Here is a 22,634-nt window from a genome sequence, read left to right on the forward strand (position 1 = left end):
GCCCGCCTGCGAGAATCCCGGCTTGCGCTGCGCTTAGCCGGGCTACTGTCTGGCGCTGGCATTAGACCGGACAAGGCGCGCCAGCGCCGCCTCCGGGAAAATCACCGGGCCAACCCAGCAATACGTAAAACAGATTAGCCATAAACCTCACCAGATAGCCACGCTATCCGGTTTTGCTTTACTGCGCTGGCGGGATATCCGTCGCTTCGTTACGCCCTTCCGCAACATCACCGGCGCCGCTCGACGCCGCTGCGGCCGCTGGCGCGGGCGCCATCAGCTTTTCCCACGTCGCCTGCAGTTCCTTCATGTTGTATTCCGGCTCACCCTGCGGCTGCTGCAGCACCAGCGCCATATCCTGCGACAGCTGCTGACGCAGGTACTGATTCAGCATGTCGACCGTCAGCGAATTGAGAAACTCCTGGCGCAGTTTCTGATACTGCTCGGGCGCGATATCCACCACCTGATTTTGCAACGAACGCATCCGCTGGCTAATCAGGATGTACGTATCGGTGCGCGCATAGGTGGCAAACAGCTTCTGCAGTTCGAGGTTTTTCTGCGCGATCAGGGCATCAAACTCCTCCTGCGGCAGGCCGCGATCGCGGACTTTCGCCAGCTCGCGCGCCACGGTCGTTAAGTTGGCGTTCAGGCGCTCGCCCGGCGATTCGATATTGATCGCGCACTGGGCGCGCTGGTAGAGCACGCGGCAGTCAAAGCCAAGGCCGATATCCTTGATATTACTTTTGCTCAGATTCTGCTGTACGTGCCAGAACAGCGCTTCCCGGGCAAGATCGTCGCGCCAGTAGCGCTGCAGCGCTACCGAGTCGCGGATCGGCTGCCACGGCGCATCCCACATCAGCGACAGCTTATCCTGGCGCACCGCATCGGTCATGATGCTGACCGGCGTCGTCGGCAGCGGCGACAGCGTAGGAACCGCCACCGGCGTTTCGCGCTTGCCCTTCAGGCCGCCGAAAGTTTTGTTGATTTGTTCCGCGACGCTGCGGCTATCCACGTTGCCGACCACAATCAGGGTCATGGCATCCGGGGTGTACCACTTGTGGTAATACTCTTTTAGCTGAGCAATATCCACCGGCTGCTTCAGCGGCGCCGCCGGATCGTGCCCCAGCATGGTGGAGCCTTTTAGCCGATAGCGCCACCAGCCTTCTTTGGTATCCGCAGGCCAGGTCGCCACCATGTCTTCGCCCTGCAGCGCGTGGTTGACGGTTTCCGGGGAGATCGACATTTTACCGCTGGCGCTGGCCAGCCAGCTCAGCGCCTCTTTCAGCAGGTCGTTACGGTTATTCGGTATGCTCAGGTTAAACAAACTGTAGTCATAAGAGACGATGGCGGGCGGCAGAGGACGCTTCGGGTCAATACTCTGCTGCCATAGCGAACGGGCCTGCATGGTCGGGAGGCCACCGTTTTGCGTCAGCGCGAGGCGCGGGATAAAGTGGCTAAAGCCGCTCTGCTGAGTGCTTTCGCTCAGCGAGCCAATATTCACGGACAGGCGAACTTCGATACGATCGCTGGGACGCTGCGGGGTGGCTAAAACCTGCCACTGAAACCCATTCGCCAGTGTCCCCTGTTGCCAGGCCGGGTCCGGCTGGAGCGCTTCTGCCTGCACATAACCGACCGTCGCCATCATCAGCAAACCACCGGTTAAGAGTCGAATTTTTGTGCCCTGCATGTGAACCCCTGATGAACAATCCTGGTTACAACAGCGGCCCACGGGAGGGCCGCCGAAAAAATATGGTGAGTTAAGTACGTCGGTTAGACCACACGGAGATGAAAATGTCGCATGTTGACGTGAAATAAACATAAGGGTCACCGCCGCGCAAGCGACAGTGACCCCTAATTATGCGCAGGAGCCCGTAGTCCAGCAAGGGACAACGGGCCTAACAGATGGATTTATGAGGATAATTCGTGCGATTTGCTTACCGGAGTACGGTTGTTCAGCACATCATCCAGCTGTTTCGCGTCCAGCTCTTTGACCCATTTAGCGACAACGATGGTCGCGACGCCGTTACCCACCAGGTTGGTCAGCGCGCGCGCCTCGGACATAAAGCGGTCGATGCCAAGAATGAGCGCCAGACCGGCGACCGGCAGGTGCCCGACGGCGGAAATCGTCGCCGCAAGGACGATAAAGCCGCTGCCCGTCACCCCCGCCGCGCCTTTTGAGGAGAGCAGCAGCACCACCAGCAGGGTGATCTGATGGAAAATATCCATATGGCTGTTCGTCGCCTGGGCGATAAACACCGCCGCCATCGTCAGGTATATTGAGGTGCCATCGAGGTTAAAGGAGTACCCCGTCGGGATCACCAGCCCCACCACCGACTTGCGGCAGCCCAGCTTCTCCATCTTATCGAGCATACGCGGCAGCGCCGACTCGGATGAAGAGGTCCCCAGAACAATCAGCAGCTCTTCGCGGATATAGCGGATAAATTTAAAGATGCTGAAGCCGGTGGCTTTGGCGATCGACCCCAGCACTACCACCACAAACAGGATGCAGGTGATGTAGAAGCAGACGATCAGTTGGCCAAGCTGCACCAGCGTACCGACGCCGTATTTCCCAATGGTAAAGGCCATGGCCCCGAACGCGCCAATCGGCGCCAGGCGCATGATCATATTGATGATGCCGAAGATCACCTGCGAGAAGCTTTCGATAACGTTAAAAATCAGCTGGCCTTTGCTGCCGAGGCGATGCAGCGCGAAACCAAACAGCACCGCAAACATCAGCACCTGCAGAATGTTACCGCTGGCAAAAGCGCCAATCACGCTGCCGGGGATAATATCGAGCAGGAACGCTACGATGCCCTGATCTTTCGCCTGTTCGGCGTAAACCGCCACGGCCTTCGCGTCGAGGGTCGCCGGGTCAACGTTCATTCCCGCGCCGGGCTGCACCACGTTTACAATGATCAGGCCGATGATCAGCGCAATTGTGCTCACGATTTCAAAGTAGAGCAGCGCCACCGCCCCGGTGCGGCCGACGGCTTTCATGCTCTCCATCCCGGCAATCCCCGTCACGACGGTACAGAAGATAACCGGGGCAATAATCATTTTAATCAGCTTAACGAAGGCATCGCCGAGGGGTTTCATCTGCGCACCCAGTTCCGGGTAAAAATGGCCCAGCAGAATACCGATCGCTATGGCCGAGAGAACCTGGACATAGAGGCTTTTAAAGAAAGAGATTTTCATAGGGTGTCCTTTGGAGATAACCACAGACCTTGAGTGGGTATTGCGTCCGTGGCTTAAAAATAACACCCATGAAACATTTCAGAAATAACGAGTGATGAAATTGCAATGCAATTGTTAATTTATTTGAACTGACTCGCATAAGCTAACAATGTTGTTACAAACTTGCATCCTCAACATCACCGGGTAAAAAACGGGCCATAAAAGCCTCAGGTGGCATGGCGCAGCCAAAAAGATACCCTTGCACCGTCTCGACGCCCGCCTCCTGCAGCCAGCGATACTGGGTATCGGTTTCGACGCCCTCCGCGACAATGTGCAGATTCAGCCCCCGCGCCAGCTGGATAATCGCGGGCACCATGCTGATGTCATCGGGCAGCATATCGATAAAGACTTTATCGATTTTCAGGATGTCTACCGGCAGCGATTTAATATGCTGCAGCTGGCGCAAGCCCGCGTAGCCCATACCAAAGTCATCGAGGGCAATCCGCACGCCCGCTTCACGCAGCGGACGCAGCAGGGAAATAATCGCCTGCGGGTCGTCTATCCGACGGCTTTCAGTGACTTCCAGTACCAGCGTCCCCGGCGCGATACGATAGCGCGCGAGCAGCGCCAGCATCTCCTCGCCGCGATCGTGATGCAGCAGTTGCAGCAACGACACGTTGACCGACAGCGGCAACATGATCCCCTGATTTTGCCAGGCGGCAAGCTGCCGGCAGGCCTCTTCCATCACCCAGTAGCCGACCGGCACCATCAGCCCGCAGGCTTCGATACGCTCAATCAGATCGCCCGGCAGCGACCAGCTGCCGTCCGCCTGACGCTGACGCAGCAGCACTTCCGCACCGCACACCTCGCCGCTGTGGGTATCCACCTGCGGCTGCAGCCAGATGGCAAACTGCTGGTTATCAAGCGCCGTCAGAATATCGTGCTCTTCCATTAAGCGGCGCTGCGCTTTTTCCATCTGCTGCGGATCGAAGAACTCAATCTGGTTTTTCCCTTTACGACGCGCGGTTACGGCGGCGGAAAACGCCCGCCGGTAGAGCTGTTCGGCGTTAATTTCGCCGTTAAACATCGCGATACCGACGCTGGCGCAGGGGCGCAGCTGGATGCCGTGCAGAGGCAAACGTTCATTTAAGACAGTGAGTACTTGCTTACTTAACGTCACCGCCTGCCAGGGTTCGTCAATACCGTGGGCCAGAATCGCGAAGTCGTAGCCGCTCACCTGAGCCAGCACCATCTGCGCCGGGATAATCGCCCGCAGCTTTTCAACCAGGGTTAGCAGCAGCATTTCACGCTGCGTCTCTTTCAGTACGCCAGCGGTATCCTGTAGCGTTTCGCAGGCGATAATCAGCAGCGCCGAGGCCTGCGGTCGCGCGACGGTTTGCTCCAGCATGGCCATTAGAAAGGCTTTGTTCGGCAGCTCGGATACCGGAAAACGGGTCGATTGCAAAGAGAGTTCGTCGTGCAGGCGCAGCAGCGTCTGCTGATTACGGTTGTAGCTGCGCACCAGCATGCCGATTTCATCGTCATGATGGAGACGCGGCAGCGTGAGCTGATGGCCCAAACGCTCGTGCTGCGGGACATCGTTTAGCTCACGGGCGATTTTACGCAGCGGTCGTACCATCAGACGGTTGATGCACCAGGTGATCGCCACCGTCAGCATCAGCACCAGAAGCAAGTAAGCGGTCACTAACGTCGCCAGCGCGCTCATGACGAATTTATACATGCGGTATGAGTCGGCCTGGAGCACCAGATAGGCCAGCGGCTGTGGGTTAGCGGGCCGTTCAAGGGAGTAGATAGGCAGCGAAATCTGTACCGGCAGTTCAAACATACGGGTGATGGTTACCGGTACCGGGCGCTCGGGGATAAAGCGCATCCGCAGCGCCTGGAACTGATTGGGCAGGACAACATCCGCCCGGCTGACGATGCCTGCGGGTTGAATACGGCTCAGAATGGCTTCCGCCTCAGGGATATCGGCTTTCAGGATAGCCGCTGACAGCGGTTCGCGAACGGAGCGCGCGATGCTTTCTAACTGCGTGGCCGTGGTAAAGCGACTCTGCTGAACAAAGTGGAACAGCAGAATAGAACAGAAGACCAGTACAAACGCCATGGACACGCTCGCGACCATCGCCATCTGTTTAATTGTAAGTGAACGGCTGACGCGCAACGGGGTTCTCCACTGAAACTGAACGCATATCGGGTATAGGTCCCTCTCACCGATCGTTATCAGGCTGATTATATACTCAAATTGTTCGCTCACGCCCGCAAGGCGCGAAGCAATGCCATCAGGCCGCTTTCCCGGAGGCGGCGCAATGCGCCTGTCCGGGCTACAAAACCCGCAGGCGGCGCGGCCGGTAGCCCCGGTAAGCATAGCGCGACCGGGGAACATTCCCGGGTCGCGGCTGACGCCTTACCCGGGCTACGAAATTGCCCGGCCTACACGTTCACAGCCGCCATCGAGCCGCTTTCCCGGAGGCGGCGCAATGCGCCTGTCCGGGCTACAAAACCCGCAGGCGGCGCGGGCCGGTAGCCCCGGTAAACATAGCGCGACCGGGGAACATTCCCGGGTGGCGGCTGACGCCTTACCCGGGCTACAAAATTGCCCGGCCTACACGTTCACAGCCGCCATCGGGCCGCTTTCCCGGAGGCGGCGCAATGCGCCTGTCCGGGCTACAAAATCCGCAGGCGGCGCGGGCCGGTAGCCCCGGTAAGTATAGCGCGACCGGGGAACATTCCCGGGTGGCGGCTGACGCCTTACCCGGGCTACATGGTCACAACCACCATCGGGCCGGTAGCCCGGACAAGGCGCCCCTGGCGCCGCCTCCGGGATGCAGCGCGCTATGCAGCTTCCGCGCCACCGGAGGGGAAATCGGGCTGCCTGGCCGGAGGCAACGAGTATACGCGAAGAGCGCCGTGGAGTGGCGCCCTGTCGCATAATTCAGCCTAATCTGCTACCAGTCGGCATAAGGAACCAACGGCTGCGGCGGCATATCCATATCGCCCTGCCAGCCGGAAGCCGAATAGCGAACGTACAGCAGCGCATGGCTCGGGGTGTAATCCTTCGCCTGCTGGATATCCACCGCCGCCCCGACAAACCAGTTGCTGGTCACCCGTCGTTCGATCAGCGCCCGCGCGGTATAGCCGACGCCAGAACTGCTGCTGCCTTCTTCCGTGAGCTGGCTGGCATCATGACGATACTGCGAAGGGATCAAATTGAGCAGCGGATAGCGCGCCTCGGTTTTGGTGCGCGAGTGGGACCACGACACCGAGCCCCCCAGCTCCCATGACCAGTTCGCCGTCCGCTGACGCCAGGTGACCGGCACCGAGAAGGAGACATATTCCTGCGGACTGTAGTAACCGCCCTGACCCAGCGTATAGCCGCTGAGATCCTTATCGTAGTGCCAGAGCATATTGTTCAGGCCGACGGTGACCCGGCGGTTATTTTCGTTAATCACTTTATAGTAGTAGCCGGTCATCCAGCGCACGCGCCAGTTGTCGGCGACGTTTTTCCCGGTCAACTGGTCGACGCCCAGCGAAGACCAGACGCCGTTGGCCTCGCCTTTATCGTAGCTCAGACTCAGGCCGCCGCCGTCGGCGCGCACCCCGCCCCAGGTCTTGCCGGTATGGCCGTCGTTAGGGTTATCCTTCTGCCCGCCAAAGGCCAGCAGCGAGCTGGAGATGGGGCGTCGGTGGAGGTTCACGGTGTAGCCCAGCGGGCCAACGTCGCTGCTGTAGCTCAGGCCGCCCACCACATCAACGACGTTAAAGCCCATCGGCGTGGTGCCGATATCGCCGCTCCAGGTATCGTTCTTCCAGCCCACCGCGACGCTGGCGCCGCTATCGCTCTGATGTTTGCTGCCGCCGCTACAGGCGATTTCACCGCAGGTGCCCCAGCTCGGCGAATAGCTGCCGTCGCTGTTCGTCGAAAAACTCCCGGCATCCATATTAACCAGATCGGTACGGAAGAACATTCGCCCGTCGGCCAGCGGCGCATCCACATGCAGCATCGTGGTATGGGCTTTCAGGTCGGAATAGCCGCCGGTACCGCTGGAGCCCCAGTAATCATGTTCGAGGGTGACGTTAAGATCCTGCTGACGATAAAGATCGGCGGCGTCGCTGCGGATCCCGCGCTTCAGCCAGTCATCGCTGCTGTCGTTACGCGTCAGCCGCGTAAACGTGTCGTTATCCTGCGGGCGCTCGCGGGCGACGCCGGAGGCCACCATTGCATCTTTATAGCCTTCCAGCGCCTGCTGCGGCTCGCCGTTCTGCGCCTGGAAACGCGCGGCGTCGCGCAGCACCAGCGCGCTTTCCATTGACGGCGGCTGCGCTTTCGCCTGCGGAACGATGCGGGCGAAGGTTTGCTGCGCCTGAGCGCGATCGCCCAACCCGGCCTGCGCCTGGGCGATACGCCGCTGCATATTGATAGAATCGATGTCTTCGCCCTTGAGCTGCGCCACCTGGGCGCGGGCGGCGTTGTTATCGCCATCGGCAAGATACACTTCCGCCAGGCCCAGACGCGCATCGCCGTTATCAGGCTGCTGCCCCAGCGCCCGCTGATATTCAGCAATCGCCGTCTGGCTGTCGCCGCGCTGCTGCGCCCAGTCCGCCAGCGTGAGCGCGTAGCGCACCGACGTCGGCTGCTGGTTAATCAGGGCGATCGCCCGGGCTTCCTGGCCGCTATCGCGCAGCTGATTCGCCTGGCGCAACACGTTATCGCTTTGCAGGCGCGCCTCCAGCTCGCGAATATTGTCCGTCCACTGCCCGCGCGGCAGGGCGTTAATCTGCGCCAGCGCCATCTCATCCTGATTATTCCCGGATAGATAGAGGCCGTAGGCGTAAACCCGGTCGGCATCGCCGGGCTGGCGGTTGACCATCGCGCGCATGATGGCATCGGCTTCGCTGCGGCTGCCCGCGCTGACCAGATCCCGCGACAGGCGGTAGGCGATCCACACGCTATCCGGATCCAGCGCCAGCCGTCTGCGCTGCACTTCCGCCGCCTGCGCCCAGTTGCCCTGGCTCTCCAGCGCTTCGGCCTGTTTCTCCAGCCGATCGTTCGTCAGGCTGCGTTCAATATCATCAATGCTGCGCCGCTGGCCCGGCGACAGGCTGGCGATGTACGCGCTGGCTTTTTCCGGCGATTCGGCGCGATACAGATTCGCCAGACCGCGCACCGCCAGGGTGTTGCCGCGATCCATTCGCAGCGCGCGCTGGTAGTAGCGCTCCGCCGCCGCGTTTTCTTTACGCGCCGCCGCCACGTCCCCCAGCCCCAGCACCGCATAGCTGTCGGTATTGTCTATGCGCTGCGCCTGGGCGTAATGATTTTGCGCCTGCGCCAGCTGGCCGCTTTTGAGGGCGCTATCGCCCTGCTTAATCAGCAGCCAGTAGCGGTTAGTCTTGAGCAGGCTGTCCCACTTATCGCGGCTCGGGCTATCCGGGTCCATTTTGATGGCTTTACTCAACTGGGCAACCGCCCGCGCCCGATCGCCGCGCTGGGAGTACGCCTGCCCCAATGCGCCAACCGCGTCGCTGTCTTTGGCATCCGCCCGCACAGCCTGCTGCAAATCGGCCACGGCCACCGAACCTTTCCCGGCCTTCACCGCCGCCAGCCCCTCCGCGCGATCGCGGAACGTCGGGTCTTTTAGCTGCGTCTGCTGCTGAGCGAGCAGGACGCGGGCATTCGCCGAGGTGGAACCGGTGGGAAACTGCATGAGAAAGCGCTGCAGCGCCTGCACGCTGGCCCGGCTGACCGGCATACTTTTCACTTCGTTAAACCAGATGTCCGCCGCGATACCGCGGCCCGCCGCCGAGCGGGACATCTGCTCCAGATAAGCAAATCCCTCTTCCGGCTTATTATCGCCAAACATCTGTTTCGCCAGCGCCGTTTGCAGCGGGACGTTGCCCGGCAAGCGGGCGTTGAGTTTTTTCAGCTGATTGATGCCTTCGTTATGACGGGCGGGCAGCCGCGCCACCAGCGTCCAGTACTCAATCGCAGCGTCATCATCATCAGGAACGCCGTTAAACAGCTTCTCGTAAGCGGCAATGGCCTCATCAACCTTCCCGGCCACGCCCAGCAGACGAGCCTGCTGCAGCTCCTGGCGACCATCGCCGGTGCTGCTTTTCATTTCGTCACGCGAGGCTTTCAGCTCGGGCGATTCCGGCGCCAGCTTCGCCAGACGCTCCAGCTGCTGCTTCGCGCCGGCGGTATCGCCCTGGCGGAGAAGATAGCGCATCCGCGCGGCAACAACGTCCGGGTTATTCGGGTCGATCAATTCCAGGCGATAGAGCGACTGGCGCACCAAATCCTCACGTTTGCTGGCCTCGCCGAGGCGGACCTGCTCCAGTAGATGTTCCTGAACAGGCGTAGTCGCGGCGTGCGCCAGCGGCATCAGCGCGACGCCTAAGGTGAGGGTGAATAAGCTTAGTGAGAACTTGTGCATTCCTGGTTCCAGTCAGGCCGTAATTCGCCACCGGCGGTGAAGCGGAAACGGTGTTGATCCCATCCCTGGCCGAAAAGGGTCAGGACCGCGCTGTAGTAAGCATCCGCGCCGGGATAGTTATCGGCGACGCGCTGGCGCTGAATGGCGCGTGCATCTTCCTTCTGCAAGAAAGGCAGTAGCGCAGCGGAGAAGCCAACCGGACCGTTGCCGGTAGTTTTACCGGTCGCGATGTTGGTTTTTTCCGGCGGCACGCCCTGGTCAATCGTCCGGGTCGCCATCGGTTTAAAGCGCGCCAGCAGGCGAGCTTTTTGCTTATCGCCGTCATCGAGCATACCGACCCACAGATAGACGCGAATGGCGTCATAGCTGCCGATAATGGGTTTATCCGCTTTCAGCTGCCAGCCTTTGCTTTTTTCGTAACGCACCCAGTCAGGCGAAAAACCTTTCGGCGCGGTTTCCAGCAGCAGACGCAGATTGCCGTCGCGTATCTTCGGCCAGGGAGCGCCAAACGCGGCAAAATAGGTCGCCAGCTGCGGCGGCAGATAGCTGGGATTAAAACGCCAGCCGCGGTCATCGACGAAGCCGACTCTCCCCGGCAGAATCATCGGCCCCAGCCCCGGTACGGTGGCGACCTCTTCGTCGGCAATGCGCGCCAGCAGCGCCTTGCCCACCTCGGTGTACTGAGGCGTGTCCCACAGACGTCCGGCCTCCAGCAGCGCCCAGGCTATCCACAAATCGGAGTCCGAGGCTGAATTGTTGTCCAGCACCGTCCACTCGTCATCGCTCTTTTTCCCCCACAGCCAGCCCGGGAGATGCGCGCGCAAATCGCCCTCGGCAAGGTTGTTTTGCGTCCACTCGAACAGCTTGCGGAAGCCGTCGCGATCGTTAGCCGCCAGAGCAAAGAACAGCCCGTAGCTTTGCCCTTCCGAGGTGGTGATTTTTCGCGCATCGCTGGGGTCGATAATTCGCCCTTCGGCGCTGACATACTCTTTTTTAAACTGCTCCCAGGCCGGCCACTGGCAGGCGGCGCTCACCTGCGCCGCCGCCAGCATCAATACCGATAACACCACACCGCGCACCGCGTTCATCATCAATTACTCATCATCAAGGTCGAGGCGGCGACGGCTGATAATGCGCAGCATGCGCCATAGCACCCATGCCAGCAGGACGATGCTGACCGCGGCCAGAATAGCCAGCAGCACCGGATGGCTGGAGAGCGCAAACCAGATACGTTCGAACCACGGCAGGTGCCCGATATAGTAAATATCGCCCACCCTCAGGCTGTTGACGCCCGACTCACGAATCACCGCAACGGAACCAAACATCGCCGCGCGTTTACCGCTGTCGTTAAGCGCCTGGGTCAGCAGTTCGTTGCCGCGCGGGCTGTCGGCCAGCAGCGCCACGACGCTGCGCTGATCGTTGTACGGCGACTGGAAGCCAATAATCGCCGCCATCGGCCCGGTGGACGTGACGTCGGTGCGGGTATTCGGCGTTCTGGCCTCGGTATCGGGATAGATGCTGGCCAGATCGTAGTGGCGCATCGGCGTTTTCACCCAGCTTTTGGTCGCTTCAACCAGCAGGTTGATTTTCGTGTCGTCCTTCAGCGCCTGCGGAATGGAGCCAATCAGCAGCAGGTCGGCGTCTTTGTCCTTAATCTGGCTGCCGTCGTCGGTCATGCGCAGGTTAATGGCCGCCAGGCCGGTTTGCGCGCCAATGCCGCCGGCCGTCTCCAGCAGCGTGGCAACCTGGCCCTCGGTCGGCGATTTGGGCACCACGACCAGGGTATCGGCGAGATCGGCCATCCGGCTGTACGGGAAGCCCGCGTTAGCAAATACGCGCAGATCCGGCATCGCCATAAAGTGATAGTACTTCGAGAAATCGATGGTCGAGTCGTCGCCTATCACCACGTGGTTCTGCACCGGCTGGAAGGTAATACAGTTATCGATAGAACCGCCCGGCATCGGGTTCATATACTGAAAGTCAAAGCGCAGCTGATTCATGGCGCCGAGGCGCAATGCCGGGATCGTCACTTCCGTTTTGCCGTCCAGCAGCCCCTGCAGCACCGGCAGGCGTAGTATCAGCTTATTCACATCCTGCGAGCTGTTGAGGCTGAAGGACTGTAAGAACCGATCGTTCAGGCTGATATCCATGCGCGAGCTGTCCTTGATAGGCGGCATGGTGTAGCGATAGTTCAGGTTCATATCGATGCCGTTGGCGCGCAGCAGGTAGAGGTCCGGCGGCAGGTTCAGCGCTACGTTGATGGAGTCCGGCACCAGGCCGCTGGATTGCAGCTGCTGTTCGTAGGTTTTCAGCTCGGCAAAGGTCACCGCCCGATCGGTACGCACCCAGTTCGGCGCATCGTAGGGTTTACGCGCCTGCAGCTGTTTGACATCGTCAACCGTCACGCTGCTGCCGCGGAACAGAATATTGCCCTGGGCTATCCCCTTCGCTGCCTGCAGCAGGTCGTTGTCATCCCGTCCAAAGACCACCAGCAGCTTGACGTACGGATTATCCGGGTGGTCGATCATTTCAATCGTCGGCGCCTTAACCGGCGGATGCTCGCGCAGGAAGTCAGGGCGCTTATCGTTGGTCGCAAACACAATGGCGTTACGGTCCGGCAGCGCGTTGAACTGCACCGGGAACTGCTGGCCGCGCCAGCCCGCCTTGCTGCCGAACCAGGAGGCGACGATGGCCGCTGCCTGCTGCTGCAGGACACCCGGCGCGGAGGCGAAGACCATCGGTAGCGTCAGCTGGCGGTTATCGCGCGAATCGTAGAACGGTATCGGGAAATGCGAAAGATCGTTGCGCACGTTCAGCGACTGGTAGGTTAAATCCAGATAGCTTTCGCGACCGACGTCCAGCCACAAGGTGCTGCTGGCCGGGTTTTCACAGACATCGCGATAGTGGCCGACAAACTCAAGGCGCACGCGGTTAAAGTCGGTGATATAGAGCGGATCGATAGGGATCTGCGCGCTGACTTTTTTACCCAACTGCTCTTTGGTGACCGGCAGCACGCCCATCAGCTCATCGTTAAGATACACCTTCAGCTGCGACTGCACCGGCAGCAGCGACGGAGAGGGCGTGTAGTCGAGATTCAGCAGCGCTTTTGCCACCACTTCATCGCTGCGCATACCGAACTCTACCGACCCCTCAGGGCGCGCGCCGCGCAGCACCATGCTGCCCGGAGGCGGGGCGATTTTGGCGAAGGTCAGCTTCACGTCGCGGGTCGGAGCGTTATCCAGCACCACCACCGGCGCTGCCGGATTGGCAAGCGTCGCCGTGGGCTGGCTGTCCCCCACCGTACCAGCGATACCGGGGACCGTCGTCGTCGGCGCGGCCTGAGTCGCCGCCGCCGTCGGTTCCGCATACGAAGCGAAGGGAGACCATCCGCTAATACCCACCGCTACTGCACAAATCAAAGAGAGTTTTCTGTTCATCGCATTATCATCATTGTTGAGCCATCGCCGGTTCTGCCGAGAGTGTCGCCGCTGCGCGTTCCGGACGGCGCGGAATAAACGAGACAAACCAGGCCACCAGCATGGTGAGCGAGCGGAAAATAACCTTCACCGACGGCGGAGAAAACTCCGCCAGGTGACGATATCCACGGAACCCCAGCTTCAGGATATCCAGCAGGCTTTCCATCGGCTTATCTTCCGGGAAGCTATCCTGCCAAAGCGCCCACGTATCTGCGCGGGCAAACGTACACTGTACAAAATCAATATGCTGTTGATTGCTTAACGGCAGCAGCTGTAGCCCGACCTCGCTGCCGTTGACCCGCGCGACCCGCACCGGGAAGGCGTACTCCTGCTGCCCGCGTTTCAGCAACAGCTTGACGTGCTGGCTTTCCAGCACCTGCGCCTCGCCGTGAATCTTGACCCCAAGGCCCCCGTCTGAGTAATCATGGACGGTACAGGAGAACAGGTGCCCGTCATCGCGGGCAATCGCCGCCGGCATCGACATCTCCACGCGGTGCGATCGCCGCACCTGCTTGCTTTCAACCGAGACCGCCACCGCGCCGCCGAGAATAATCAGGTTATAGAACACCCAGATAATGCTCACCCAGACGGTCAGAATTTCGTTTTCCGGGCCGTACATAAAGCGCCAGATCCCCACCCCGACGCCGACCAGGTTCAGCAGCACGAGATAGATATAGGGACGAGAGATTACCCAGTCGACGTACTCGTCCTCCACCAGTCCGCCTTTTGCCGTCACGTTGAATTTGCCCTTATGCGGGTTAATCAACGCGACAAAGGTCGGCGGCGCGATATACCACGCCAGCACCGTTTCATAGATCTCGCTCCAGAAAGAGTGGCGGTATTTGCCCTGAATCTTCGAGTTGGTCAGGCTGGCGTGAATCATATGCGGTAGCACGAACAGGGCGATCATCAGCGCTGGCGCATAGATGATATAGGCGTGCAGCAGCAGAAACGCCAGCGGCGCGGTCAGGAAGATCAGCCGCGGAATACCGGACAGAAAGTGCAGCATCGCGTTGACGTAGCAGATGCGCTGCGCCAGCTTCAGCCCTTTGCCAAACAAGGGGTTATCAAGGCGGAAAATTTGTACCATCCCGCGGGCCCAGCGGATGCGCTGGCCAATATGCGCCGACAGGCTCTCCGTCGCCAGACCGGCCGCCTGCGGGATACGCATGTAGGCTGAAGTGTGCCCGCGACGGTGCAGGCGCAGAGAGGTGTGGGCGTCTTCAGTCACCGTTTCCACGGCAATGCCGCCGATTTCATCCAGCGGGCCGCGGCGGATCACCGCGCAGGAGCCGCAGAAGAAGGTCGCGTCCCACATGTCGTTCCCGTCCTGCACCAGGCCATAAAACAGCGTGCCTTCGTTCGGGGTTTTGCGGAATCGTCCCAGGTTGCGCTCAAACGGGTCCGGGGAGAAGAAGTGGTGCGGCGTCTGCATCATCGCCAACTCTTTCTCTTTCAGGAACCAGCCCATGGTCATCTGCAGGAACGAGCGGGTCGGCACGTGGTCGCAGTCAAAAATCGACACGAACTCGCCCTTGGCGTACTTCAGGGCGTTGTTGATATTCCCGGCTTTCGCGTGTTCGTGGGTGGTGCGGGCGATGTAGTGCACCCCGACGTCTTTGGCGAACTGGCGGAACTCTTCGCGCCCGCCGTCGTCGAGGATCCAGATATTGAGCTTGTCCTTCGGCCAGTCGATCCCCTGGGAAGCGTAAATGGTGTTTTTCACCACGTTGAGGTCTTCGTTGTAGGTCGGCACGAAAATATCGACCGTCGGCCACTGCGCCATATCCTCCGGCAGCGGGACCGGCTGACGGTTCAGCGGCCAGACGACCTGGAAATACCCCAGCACCAGCACCACCCAGGCGTAGGTTTCGGCGAACAGCAGAATTATCCCGCACACGAGGCTCACGGGATCATCCCAGTTGAGCGTCGAGGTGTAGCGCCACCAGATGTAGCGGCAGGAGACGGTCAGCGACAGCACAATCAGCATCAGGGCCGAAAAGCGTCCCGGAATGCGGCGCACCAGCAGCGCCACGCCCCACAGCAGCAGCAGGAAAATAAACTGCGAGAGCGGGTTAAACGGCTGGGTAATACAGAGCAGCGCGAGGATTAGCGAGAAAAAGGTTATCGTGCCCAGAATAAACCGCCGCAGCTTTGGCGACAGGTGAGCCAGCTCTTTATGCTTATCCAGGTGACCGGTGCGGGCGTTAACCTTTTCCGGCAGCTTTTCCAGCCACTGGGCATAGCGCCCCTGGACGCCTTCCAGCGCCGCCAGCGAACGCCAGTTGATCTTTTTATCCGGCTCCGGCACCCGCGTCGCCAGCAGCCACACGCACTGCAGCAGGTAGCGAATCGGGTCCAGCGGGCGCGGCCGATGCGGATTAATATGCGGGAAAAACTCGCCGTGACGTTCGCGAATAGCCTGCCAGCGCGGCGTTTCCAGCGGCATAAACGCCCATGCCAGAGATGCCCACAGGCAGCCCAGCGCGGCCGACAGCCACGACGCGCCGTGCTGGCGATAGTCGCGATAGCGCTCGTTCAGCCGTTTCCCGACCGGCGGCGCCAGCAGTAAGGTGCTCAGGCGAATCATTCCGCCCCCTTCCCGGCGTAGTGCAGCAGACACCAGTTGGCCAGCGTCAGTATCTCCTCCGCCGCCAGAGAGTCCTGCCGGTACTCGCCGAGCGGCTGCTTCGCCGCCAGACACTCCGCCATCGCCTCATCACGATGGATAGTCACCGGCAGAATGCGGCGCTGGCTCTCCAGCCACAGCTGATACAAATCCTCCTGCAGCTGGCTGCCGACGCGCAGATCGTTAATCAAAATATCGCTATTGACCGGCAGCGCCTGCTGATGCAGGCGAATATGGCTGTTGCCGTCCGGATGCACGATGACCAGCGTGCGGTCGCAGACGTTAATGAGGGAGCGGGTCAGCGGCGAGTAACCGTCCGGCAGGTCAATCAGCAGCCAGCGGTGATCGCCCTGCTGATGGAGCTTCTGCACCATCCCAGCCATCGGCGCCAGCGTCGGCTGAAGCTGGTCAATGTTCGCGCGCTCGCCCGGCGTCAGCTGACCAAAGGGCAAAAGATCGATATGCGAGGTGTAGCGCAGACCGGCGTCGCGCCAGTCGCTGCCGTCGATCGTGGCGCGCGCCCAGCCCGCTTTGTGGCTGAAATCGACGTTGAAAAAAAAGCGCAACATGTTGTCCGGGCTGGCGTCCACCACCAGTACGGTTTCACCGAGTAATTGCAGCGCCCAGGCCAGCGCAGCGGTAATCGACGTGGTGCCGGTACCGCCGCGCACGCCCTGTAATCCCAGAATCGCCATCGACGGCTTCCTTACTTTTTCTCTGCTAATTCAGCCAGTAATGGCCAGCGTTTTAGCGCCGCGGTTAACTGCTCGCGTCGGGAAATATCGTGGTAGTGAATATCAGGCAGGGAAAATGCCCGGCTTAACGCCAGGAAATCATTTTGAAACGTGTAGCCCAAAGTCGCATCGGTGGGTACAGCAGGCTCTTTTGCTGGCATTTCTCTGTCCGTTGGAAAATACAATAAATTAAACCGAGAGGCGTAAGATCATCCTTAAAATATGTTTACATGCTAAAACTGATGTCCTTTAATTTCAATGTTAGGTTTACTCTGACGCTTTCGCTAGTAAACTAATCAAGTGTAAATCAAGTCTCACGAGGGACGCCGTGGATATCGTATATTCTTTGGGTATTTCATCATTATGGGACGAAGTACGCCATATGCCCGTGGGTGGAGTATGGTGGCTGAATGTCGACCGCTATGCCGACGCGGTAAGCCTGCTCAACCATACGCTGGCGGCCCAGGATAAACAGAGCCAGGTTGCGGCGATAGTCATGGGTGATAACCCAAATAAAATCATTGAACTAGAGAAAAATTGCGGGCCAGAAAAGGTGGCGTTATTTAGCATGCCGAACCGTGCTGAGGGGCTGCAAGAAATGCACCGCGATTTAGTTTGTTCCCTCGAACCTGGCAATTATTTGTTTATTCTGCTATGCGCTGAAAATGCCTGGCAGAATATAAAAAGCGATGATTTATGCAATTGGGTTGAGAAATCGTATCGATGGACTAATTATCATCGTTGTTCATTACTAGTACTTAATTCCGGGCACGATATCGATAAGCAACTCTCCCCTTTATTACGCGAGTACCGTTCGCTTTCCGGCCTGGCAAGTATTCGTTACCAGGGGGATAACCACCTGTTCGATATCGCCTGGTGGGGGAGTGAAAAAGGCATCAGCGCCCGGCAGCAGCTCATTGTTCTTCAGGATGAAAACGGCTGGCGGCTGGCACAGGATGAAGAAACGGTGGTGCAACCGCGCAGCGACGAAAAAGTCATTCTTAGCAATCTGCGCGTACTGGAAGGTGCCCCCGCGCTATCCGAATACTGGACGCTGTTCGATACCAACGACGCCGTTTTCAACGCCGGGAGGATGGCGCAGGCGGCAACGCTGATCTTCTCCATTACCCAGAACGAACAGATTGAACAGCTGGGACGCTATATCCATACCCTGCGCCGCCAGCGCGGCAGCGCGTTAAAAATCGTCGTCCGCGAGCAAACGCCGAGCCTGCGCGCCACCGATGAACGCCTGCTGCTGAGCAGCGGCGCCAATATGGTTATTCCCAGCGGCGCGCCGTTATCCCGCTGCCTCACGCTTATAGAAAGCGTTCAAAAACAGCAGTTTACTCGCCATATCCCGGAAGATTTTAATACTCTGCTGACCTGGAGCCAGCCGCTAAAACTGCGCGGCTACCAGAAATGGGGGGACTTCTGCGAAGCGGTGCACAATATTATGGCCAACACCATGCTGCCCGCCGATGGCAAAGGCGTAATGGTGGCGCTGCGCCCGGCGCCCGGCCTGCGCGTAGAGCAGGCGCTGACGCTGTGTAAGCCCAACCGTATGGGCGACATTATGACCATCGGCAACAACCGCCTGGTGCTGTTTCTGTCATTTTGCCGGGTGAACGACCTGGATACCGCGTTAAACCATATTTTCCCTTTACCAACCGGCGATATTTTTTCTAACCGTATGATTTGGTTTGAAGATAAGCAAATAACGGCTGAAATCATGCAGATGCGCGGGATTCTGCCGGAGAACTGGAACACGCCGCTGCCCATTTCGCTTGGCAAAAATGAAACCATCAACGCCACCCATGACGGGCGAAGCTGGCGGCGCAACCCCGAGGCGCACCGTCTGTCCATTGATGGGGAGCCAACCTTATGATGTCTATCGCCGATATTATTCAGCTGGTCGTCCTGTGCGCCCTGCTGTTCTTCCCGCTGGGATACCTGACGCGCCACTACCAGCGGCGTATTCGCACCACATTAAGACTGATGTTCTTTAAACCCCGTTATGTCAAACCGGCTGGCGTGCTGCGCCGGGAAGCGACATCCAGGCAAGGCAAATCAACGAAATGACCAAACCCAAAACACCCACCGCGTCGCTTCCGCTCTGGCGGTACTGGCGAGGCTTATCTGGCTGGAACTTCTACTTTCTGGTGAAGTTCGCATTGCTATGGGGCGGATACCTCAATTTTCATCCCATGTTAAACCTGGTGTTTCTGGCCTTCCTGCTGGTGCCAATTCCACAGTATAAGCTGCACCGTATCCGCCACTGGATAGCAATCCCGCTGGGTTTTATGTTGTTCTGGCACGACACCTGGCTGCCCGGCCCGGAAAGCATTGCCAGCCAGGGCTCGCAGATTGCCGGCTTCAGCGCCGACTATATCTGGGATCTGGTGACCCGCTTTATTAACTGGAATATGGTCGGCGCGTTCTTCGTGCTGCTGGTCCTGTGGCTGTTTATCAGCCAGTGGCTACGAGTGACGGTTTTCGTCTCGGCGATCGTGGTCTGGCTGGTGGTCAGTCCGCTGCTGCCCTCTTTCAGCCTTTGGCCGGCAGGTCAGCCGACGACCGCGGCGGCGAACACCGCCGTTAATACGGCCGGCGGAACGGCCATCGCGACCAATACTGCGCCGGCGAATAACGATATTCCGCCGCAGACCGAGCCGCCGACGTCGGCCAATCTCACCAACTGGCTGAATGCCTTTTACGCTTCTGAGCAAAAACGTAAAACCACTTTCCCGGATGCGCTTCCGGCCGATGCCCAGCCGTTTGATGTGCTGATAATCAACATCTGCTCGCTCTCATGGTCGGATATTGAAGCGGCCGGGCTGATGGATCATCCGCTGTGGAAGCATTTCGACCTGCTGTTCAAAAACTTTAACTCGGCGACCTCTTACAGCGGGCCGGCGGCGGCGCGTCTGCTGCGCGCCAGCTGCGGCCAGCTCTCTCATGCGAACCTTTATCAGCCATCGGGCAGCGAATGCTATCTGTTTGAAAACCTGGCGAAGCTGGGCTTCACCCAGCAGCTGATGCTCGGCCACAACGGTATCTTCGGCGACTTCCTGAAGGAGCTTCGCTCGCTGGGCGGGATCCAGAGCCCGCTGATGGATCAAAGCGGCCTGCCGGTCATTCTGCAGGGCTTTGACGGCTCTCCGGTCTATGACGACCAGGCGACGCTGAACCGCTGGCTGCAGTCGCTGGATAAGCTGAATACGCCGCGCACGGCGACCTTCTACAACACGCTGCCGCTGCATGACGGTAACCACTATCCGGGCCAGAGCAAAACCGCGGACTATAAAGCCCGTGCGCAGAAGTTCTTCGATGAGCTGGATAATTTCTTCACCGAACTGGAGAGATCGGGGCGTAAGGTGCTGGTCATCGTCGTACCGGAACACGGTGCGGCATTGAAAGGCGACAAAATGCAGGTTTCCGGCCTGCGCGATATTCCCAGCCCATCCATTACTAACGTACCGGCGGCGGTGAAATTTTTCGGCATTAAGGCAAGACACCCCGATGCGCCGATTATCATCAACCAGCCAAGCAGCTACCTGGCGATTTCTGAGCTGGTGGTCCGCGCCCTCGACGGCAAGATGTTTGACGAAAACGACATCAACTGGCAGCAGTATATTGCCAACCTGCCGCAGAGCGCGGCGGTGTCGGAAAACTCCAACGCCATCGTCATTCAATACCAGGGGAAACCGTATGTTCAGCTGAACGGCGGCAGTTGGGTCCCTTATCCGCAATAAACGAAAAAGGCCGCAGGATGTTATCCCTGCGGCCCCGTTCGGGCGCATGCTGCCACTAAGGTAGGCAGATACCCACCGGCCGGCTACTTCCGGTTATCCATCCGGCTCACGATAATGCTGACCAGAATGCCAGCAATCACCGGAGCCGCCAGATCGTCCCACAGCAGCAGGCCCAACTGAGCGAGCGTCATACAGCCGCCTTGTTGCAATGGCAACCGTTCGCGGCTATTCTCGAATTGTTGAGGTTCGAGATTAGCCCCCGATACGTTGCCAGGTTGATACCAAACAACGTGCGGGGGATTTCTCTTTCCAGCAACCCATCCATCGATGCCGCCGGGGTTCAAGCCCCCGCAACATTGCGCCTCACCGGGCGAGCCCGGCTTGCTGACGATTCTACTGGCCCGATCGGGTACCCGCACTCCGCCATTACGCGCGGTGCGAGACGCATTCCAGGAAACTTTTTTGTTGCAGCAATACAACGAAAAAGGCCGCAGGTTGTTACCCCTGCGGCCCCGTTCGGGCGCATGCTGCCACTAAGGCAGGCAGATACCCACCGGCCGGCTACTTCCGGTTATCCATCCGGCTCACGATAATGCTGACCAGAATGCCAGCAATCACCGGAGCCGCCAGATCGTCCCACAGCACCAGGCCCAACTGAGCGAGCGTCATACAGCCGCCTTGTTGCAATGGCAACCGTTCGCGGCTATCCTCGAATGGTCTAGATGCGAGGTTAGCCCCCGATACGTTGCCAGGTTTATACCAACAACGTGCGGGGGTTTTCTCTTTCCAGCAACCATCTCTCTATGCCGCCGGGGTTCAAGCCCCCGCAACATTGCGCCTCACCGGGCGAGCCCGGCTTGCTGACGATTCTACTGGCCCGATCGGGTACCCGCACTCCGCCATTACGCGCGGTGCGAGACGCATTCCAGGAAACTTTTTTGTTGCAGCAATACAACGAAAAAGGCCGCAGGTTGTTACCCCTGCGGCCCCGTTCGGGCGCATGCTGCCACTAAGGCAGGCAGATACCCACCGCCCGGCTACTTCCGGTTATCCATCCGGCTCACGATAATGCTGACCAGAATGCCAGCAATCACCGGAGCCGCCAGATCGTCCCACAGCACCAGGCCCAACTGAGCGAGCGTCATACAGCCGCCTTGTTGCAATGGCAACCGTTCGCGGCTATCCTCAAATTGTTCAGGTTTGAGAGTAGCCCCCGATACGTTGCCAGGTTGATACCAAACAACGTGCGGGGGTTTTCTCTTTCCAGCAACCAATTCATCTCTGCCGCCGGGGTTCAAGCCCCCGCAACATTGCGCCTCACCGGGCAAGCCCGGCTTGCCGACGATTCTACGGCGCCCTTCAGATTTCAGCACCCGGCTCGACTGCGTTATTCGAGGCGCATTCCATAGTTTACGCCTGGTCTTTATTTGCCAGCCATACCAGCAGCTTCAGGCTGGCGGAGTAATAGTCGTCCTGGGGCGTAATCTGCGGATCGGCCTGCGCTTCGCCAAGGGTTAAATCGCGTACCGCCAGCAGCCCGCCGGTCATAAACCACGGCGCCACTTCATCGGTATTCACGTTTATCCACGCCGGCGTCTGCGGACGCGGATAGCGCTGGAACCAGTTTTTCCACGGCGTCAGCAGGCTGCTTTTCGAGTCACTCCAGTAGACATACAGCGGAATACGGATCGCATCGAAGCTCATTCGCGTCGGCCACTCTTTTGCCGGCTCCATCTTACCGTCCGCTCTTAAGGCCACCCAGTCGCTGGGAAGCTGCGATTTCCCCCACGCCATGTTTCCCAGCAGCGCCTGGCCATCGCTCTGCAGCTTTCTCCAGGCGGTTAGATGCGTACGCGCGGCGAAGGCCTGCCACGCCGGAAAGATAAAGTAGGAGGGGTTAAGATTCAGGTGGTCGTTGAGATAGAATCCCTTTGCGCCCGGAAGCATCACCTGACGACCGGCAAACGTGACCACCGTAGACTTCAGGAGCGAAGCGGTTATCGCATCCGACGCGCTGCCGTAGGATTTTTCATGCCACTGCTGCTGCGCGCGCAGCAGCGCCCAGGCAATCAGGGTATCACCATCGGTGGCATCGTTTTTGTCCGCCACCGGATTGGGCGCCACCGGGTTATAGCGCCAGTAAAACAACCCGTTATCTTTGTTACGTAGGGTTTTATCGGTCCACTGCCATAGCTTGTCAAAGGCGGGGCGATCGTTATTAGCCACCGCTAACAGCATGGCAAAACCTTGCCCTTCGGTATGGGAGACGTTGCCGTTGCCGGTATCAATAATGCGTCCGTCCGGCATCATAAAACGCGATTTATAGCTTTCCCACGCCGTATCGGCCCACGCGTGGGGAAGCATCATCACCGTCGTCACCACGACTGTCGCTAAAGCACGCAAGGACATAAATTCACCCT

General features: G+C 59.2%; 16 protein-coding genes. 3 read left to right on the plus strand and 13 right to left on the minus strand.

All coding sequences use genetic code 11. The features are described 5' to 3' along the window. Nucleotides 1-178: 178 nt before the first annotated feature. The 9 genes from MKleb_RS26270 to bcsR all read right to left on the minus strand — a co-directional run bounded on the left by MKleb_RS26270 (nucleotide 179) and on the right by bcsR (nucleotide 16,623). A complete protein-coding gene (locus tag MKleb_RS26270) occupies nucleotides 179-1,684 on the minus strand; it encodes a M16 family metallopeptidase (protein WP_025106811.1) in 1,506 nt (501 codons plus the stop codon). 221 nt (nucleotides 1,685-1,905) lie between these two features. Next, nucleotides 1,906-3,192 carry a C4-dicarboxylate transporter DctC gene (gene dctA, locus MKleb_RS26275; RefSeq protein WP_014227166.1) on the minus strand — a complete coding sequence of 429 codons (1,287 nt, stop codon included), beginning with the start codon at nucleotides 3,190-3,192 and terminating at the stop codon, nucleotides 1,906-1,908. 154 nt (nucleotides 3,193-3,346) lie between these two features. After that, nucleotides 3,347-5,353: a biofilm formation regulator HmsP gene (hmsP, locus tag MKleb_RS26280; RefSeq protein ID WP_025106810.1), complete on the minus strand. Its 2,007-nt coding sequence runs from the start codon at nucleotides 5,351-5,353 to the stop codon at nucleotides 3,347-3,349. Between the two features lie 784 nt (nucleotides 5,354-6,137). Next, nucleotides 6,138-9,623 (minus strand): cellulose synthase complex outer membrane protein BcsC, encoded by a 3,486-nt coding sequence (bcsC, locus tag MKleb_RS26285; protein WP_025106809.1) that lies wholly within the window; start codon nucleotides 9,621-9,623, stop codon nucleotides 6,138-6,140. After that, nucleotides 9,605-10,714, minus strand: coding sequence for a cellulose synthase complex periplasmic endoglucanase BcsZ (bcsZ, locus tag MKleb_RS26290; protein WP_025106808.1), 1,110 nt, complete (start codon nucleotides 10,712-10,714; stop codon nucleotides 9,605-9,607). The genes bcsC and bcsZ overlap by 19 nt, the downstream gene beginning before the upstream one ends. Nucleotides 10,715-10,717: 3 nt before the next feature. Further along, complete coding sequence (gene bcsB / locus MKleb_RS26295; protein WP_025106807.1) at nucleotides 10,718-13,060, minus strand: cellulose biosynthesis cyclic di-GMP-binding regulatory protein BcsB; 2,343 nt, start codon at nucleotides 13,058-13,060, stop codon at nucleotides 10,718-10,720. Between the two features lie 10 nt (nucleotides 13,061-13,070). Continuing rightward, nucleotides 13,071-15,689: a UDP-forming cellulose synthase catalytic subunit gene (bcsA, locus tag MKleb_RS26300; protein WP_025106806.1), complete on the minus strand. Its 2,619-nt coding sequence runs from the start codon at nucleotides 15,687-15,689 to the stop codon at nucleotides 13,071-13,073. After that, nucleotides 15,686-16,423: a cellulose biosynthesis protein BcsQ gene (bcsQ, locus tag MKleb_RS26305; RefSeq protein ID WP_025106805.1), complete on the minus strand. Its 738-nt coding sequence runs from the start codon at nucleotides 16,421-16,423 to the stop codon at nucleotides 15,686-15,688. Before bcsQ ends, bcsA begins: the two co-directional genes overlap by 4 nt. An 11-nt stretch (nucleotides 16,424-16,434) precedes the next feature. After that, on the minus strand, nucleotides 16,435-16,623 hold the full coding sequence (gene bcsR, locus MKleb_RS26310; protein ID WP_004855289.1) for a cellulose biosynthesis protein BcsR: 189 nt from the start codon (nucleotides 16,621-16,623) through the stop codon (nucleotides 16,435-16,437). Between the two features lie 167 nt (nucleotides 16,624-16,790). Here bcsR and bcsE point away from each other — a divergent pair, with 167 nt between their 5' ends. From bcsE to bcsG, 3 genes are read left to right on the plus strand one after another with little or no spacing between them, the layout of a single operon-like run. Next, on the plus strand, nucleotides 16,791-18,347 hold the full coding sequence (gene bcsE, locus MKleb_RS26315; protein WP_025106804.1) for a cellulose biosynthesis protein BcsE: 1,557 nt from the start codon (nucleotides 16,791-16,793) through the stop codon (nucleotides 18,345-18,347). Then, nucleotides 18,344-18,541 (plus strand): cellulose biosynthesis protein BcsF, encoded by a 198-nt coding sequence (gene bcsF / locus MKleb_RS26320; RefSeq protein WP_014227175.1) that lies wholly within the window; start codon nucleotides 18,344-18,346, stop codon nucleotides 18,539-18,541. Before bcsE ends, bcsF begins: the two co-directional genes overlap by 4 nt. Then, nucleotides 18,538-20,214, plus strand: a complete 1,677-nt coding sequence (gene bcsG, locus MKleb_RS26325; RefSeq protein ID WP_025106803.1) for a cellulose biosynthesis protein BcsG — start codon at nucleotides 18,538-18,540, stop codon at nucleotides 20,212-20,214. Before bcsF ends, bcsG begins: the two co-directional genes overlap by 4 nt. Before the next feature lie 83 nt (nucleotides 20,215-20,297). On the opposite strand, the gene MKleb_RS26330 is transcribed toward bcsG, so the two are convergent. The 4 genes from MKleb_RS26330 to MKleb_RS26345 all read right to left on the minus strand — a co-directional run bounded on the left by MKleb_RS26330 (nucleotide 20,298) and on the right by MKleb_RS26345 (nucleotide 22,623). Continuing rightward, on the minus strand, nucleotides 20,298-20,405 hold the full coding sequence (locus tag MKleb_RS26330) for a type I toxin-antitoxin system toxin Ldr family protein (protein WP_014227177.1): 108 nt from the start codon (nucleotides 20,403-20,405) through the stop codon (nucleotides 20,298-20,300). 370 nt (nucleotides 20,406-20,775) lie between these two features. Beyond that, complete coding sequence (locus tag MKleb_RS26335; RefSeq protein ID WP_004855299.1) at nucleotides 20,776-20,883, minus strand: type I toxin-antitoxin system toxin Ldr family protein; 108 nt, start codon at nucleotides 20,881-20,883, stop codon at nucleotides 20,776-20,778. Nucleotides 20,884-21,251: 368 nt separating this feature from the next. Then, nucleotides 21,252-21,359: a type I toxin-antitoxin system toxin Ldr family protein gene (locus MKleb_RS26340; RefSeq protein ID WP_004855299.1), complete on the minus strand. Its 108-nt coding sequence runs from the start codon at nucleotides 21,357-21,359 to the stop codon at nucleotides 21,252-21,254. A gap of 265 nt (nucleotides 21,360-21,624) precedes the next feature. Then, nucleotides 21,625-22,623, minus strand: coding sequence for a glycosyl hydrolase family 8 (locus tag MKleb_RS26345; RefSeq protein ID WP_025106802.1), 999 nt, complete (start codon nucleotides 22,621-22,623; stop codon nucleotides 21,625-21,627). Nucleotides 22,624-22,634 lie beyond the last annotated feature (11 nt).

The organism is Klebsiella sp. PL-2018 (assembly GCF_019048985.1).
Classification (GTDB): Bacteria; Pseudomonadota; Gammaproteobacteria; order Enterobacterales; family Enterobacteriaceae; genus Klebsiella; species Klebsiella michiganensis.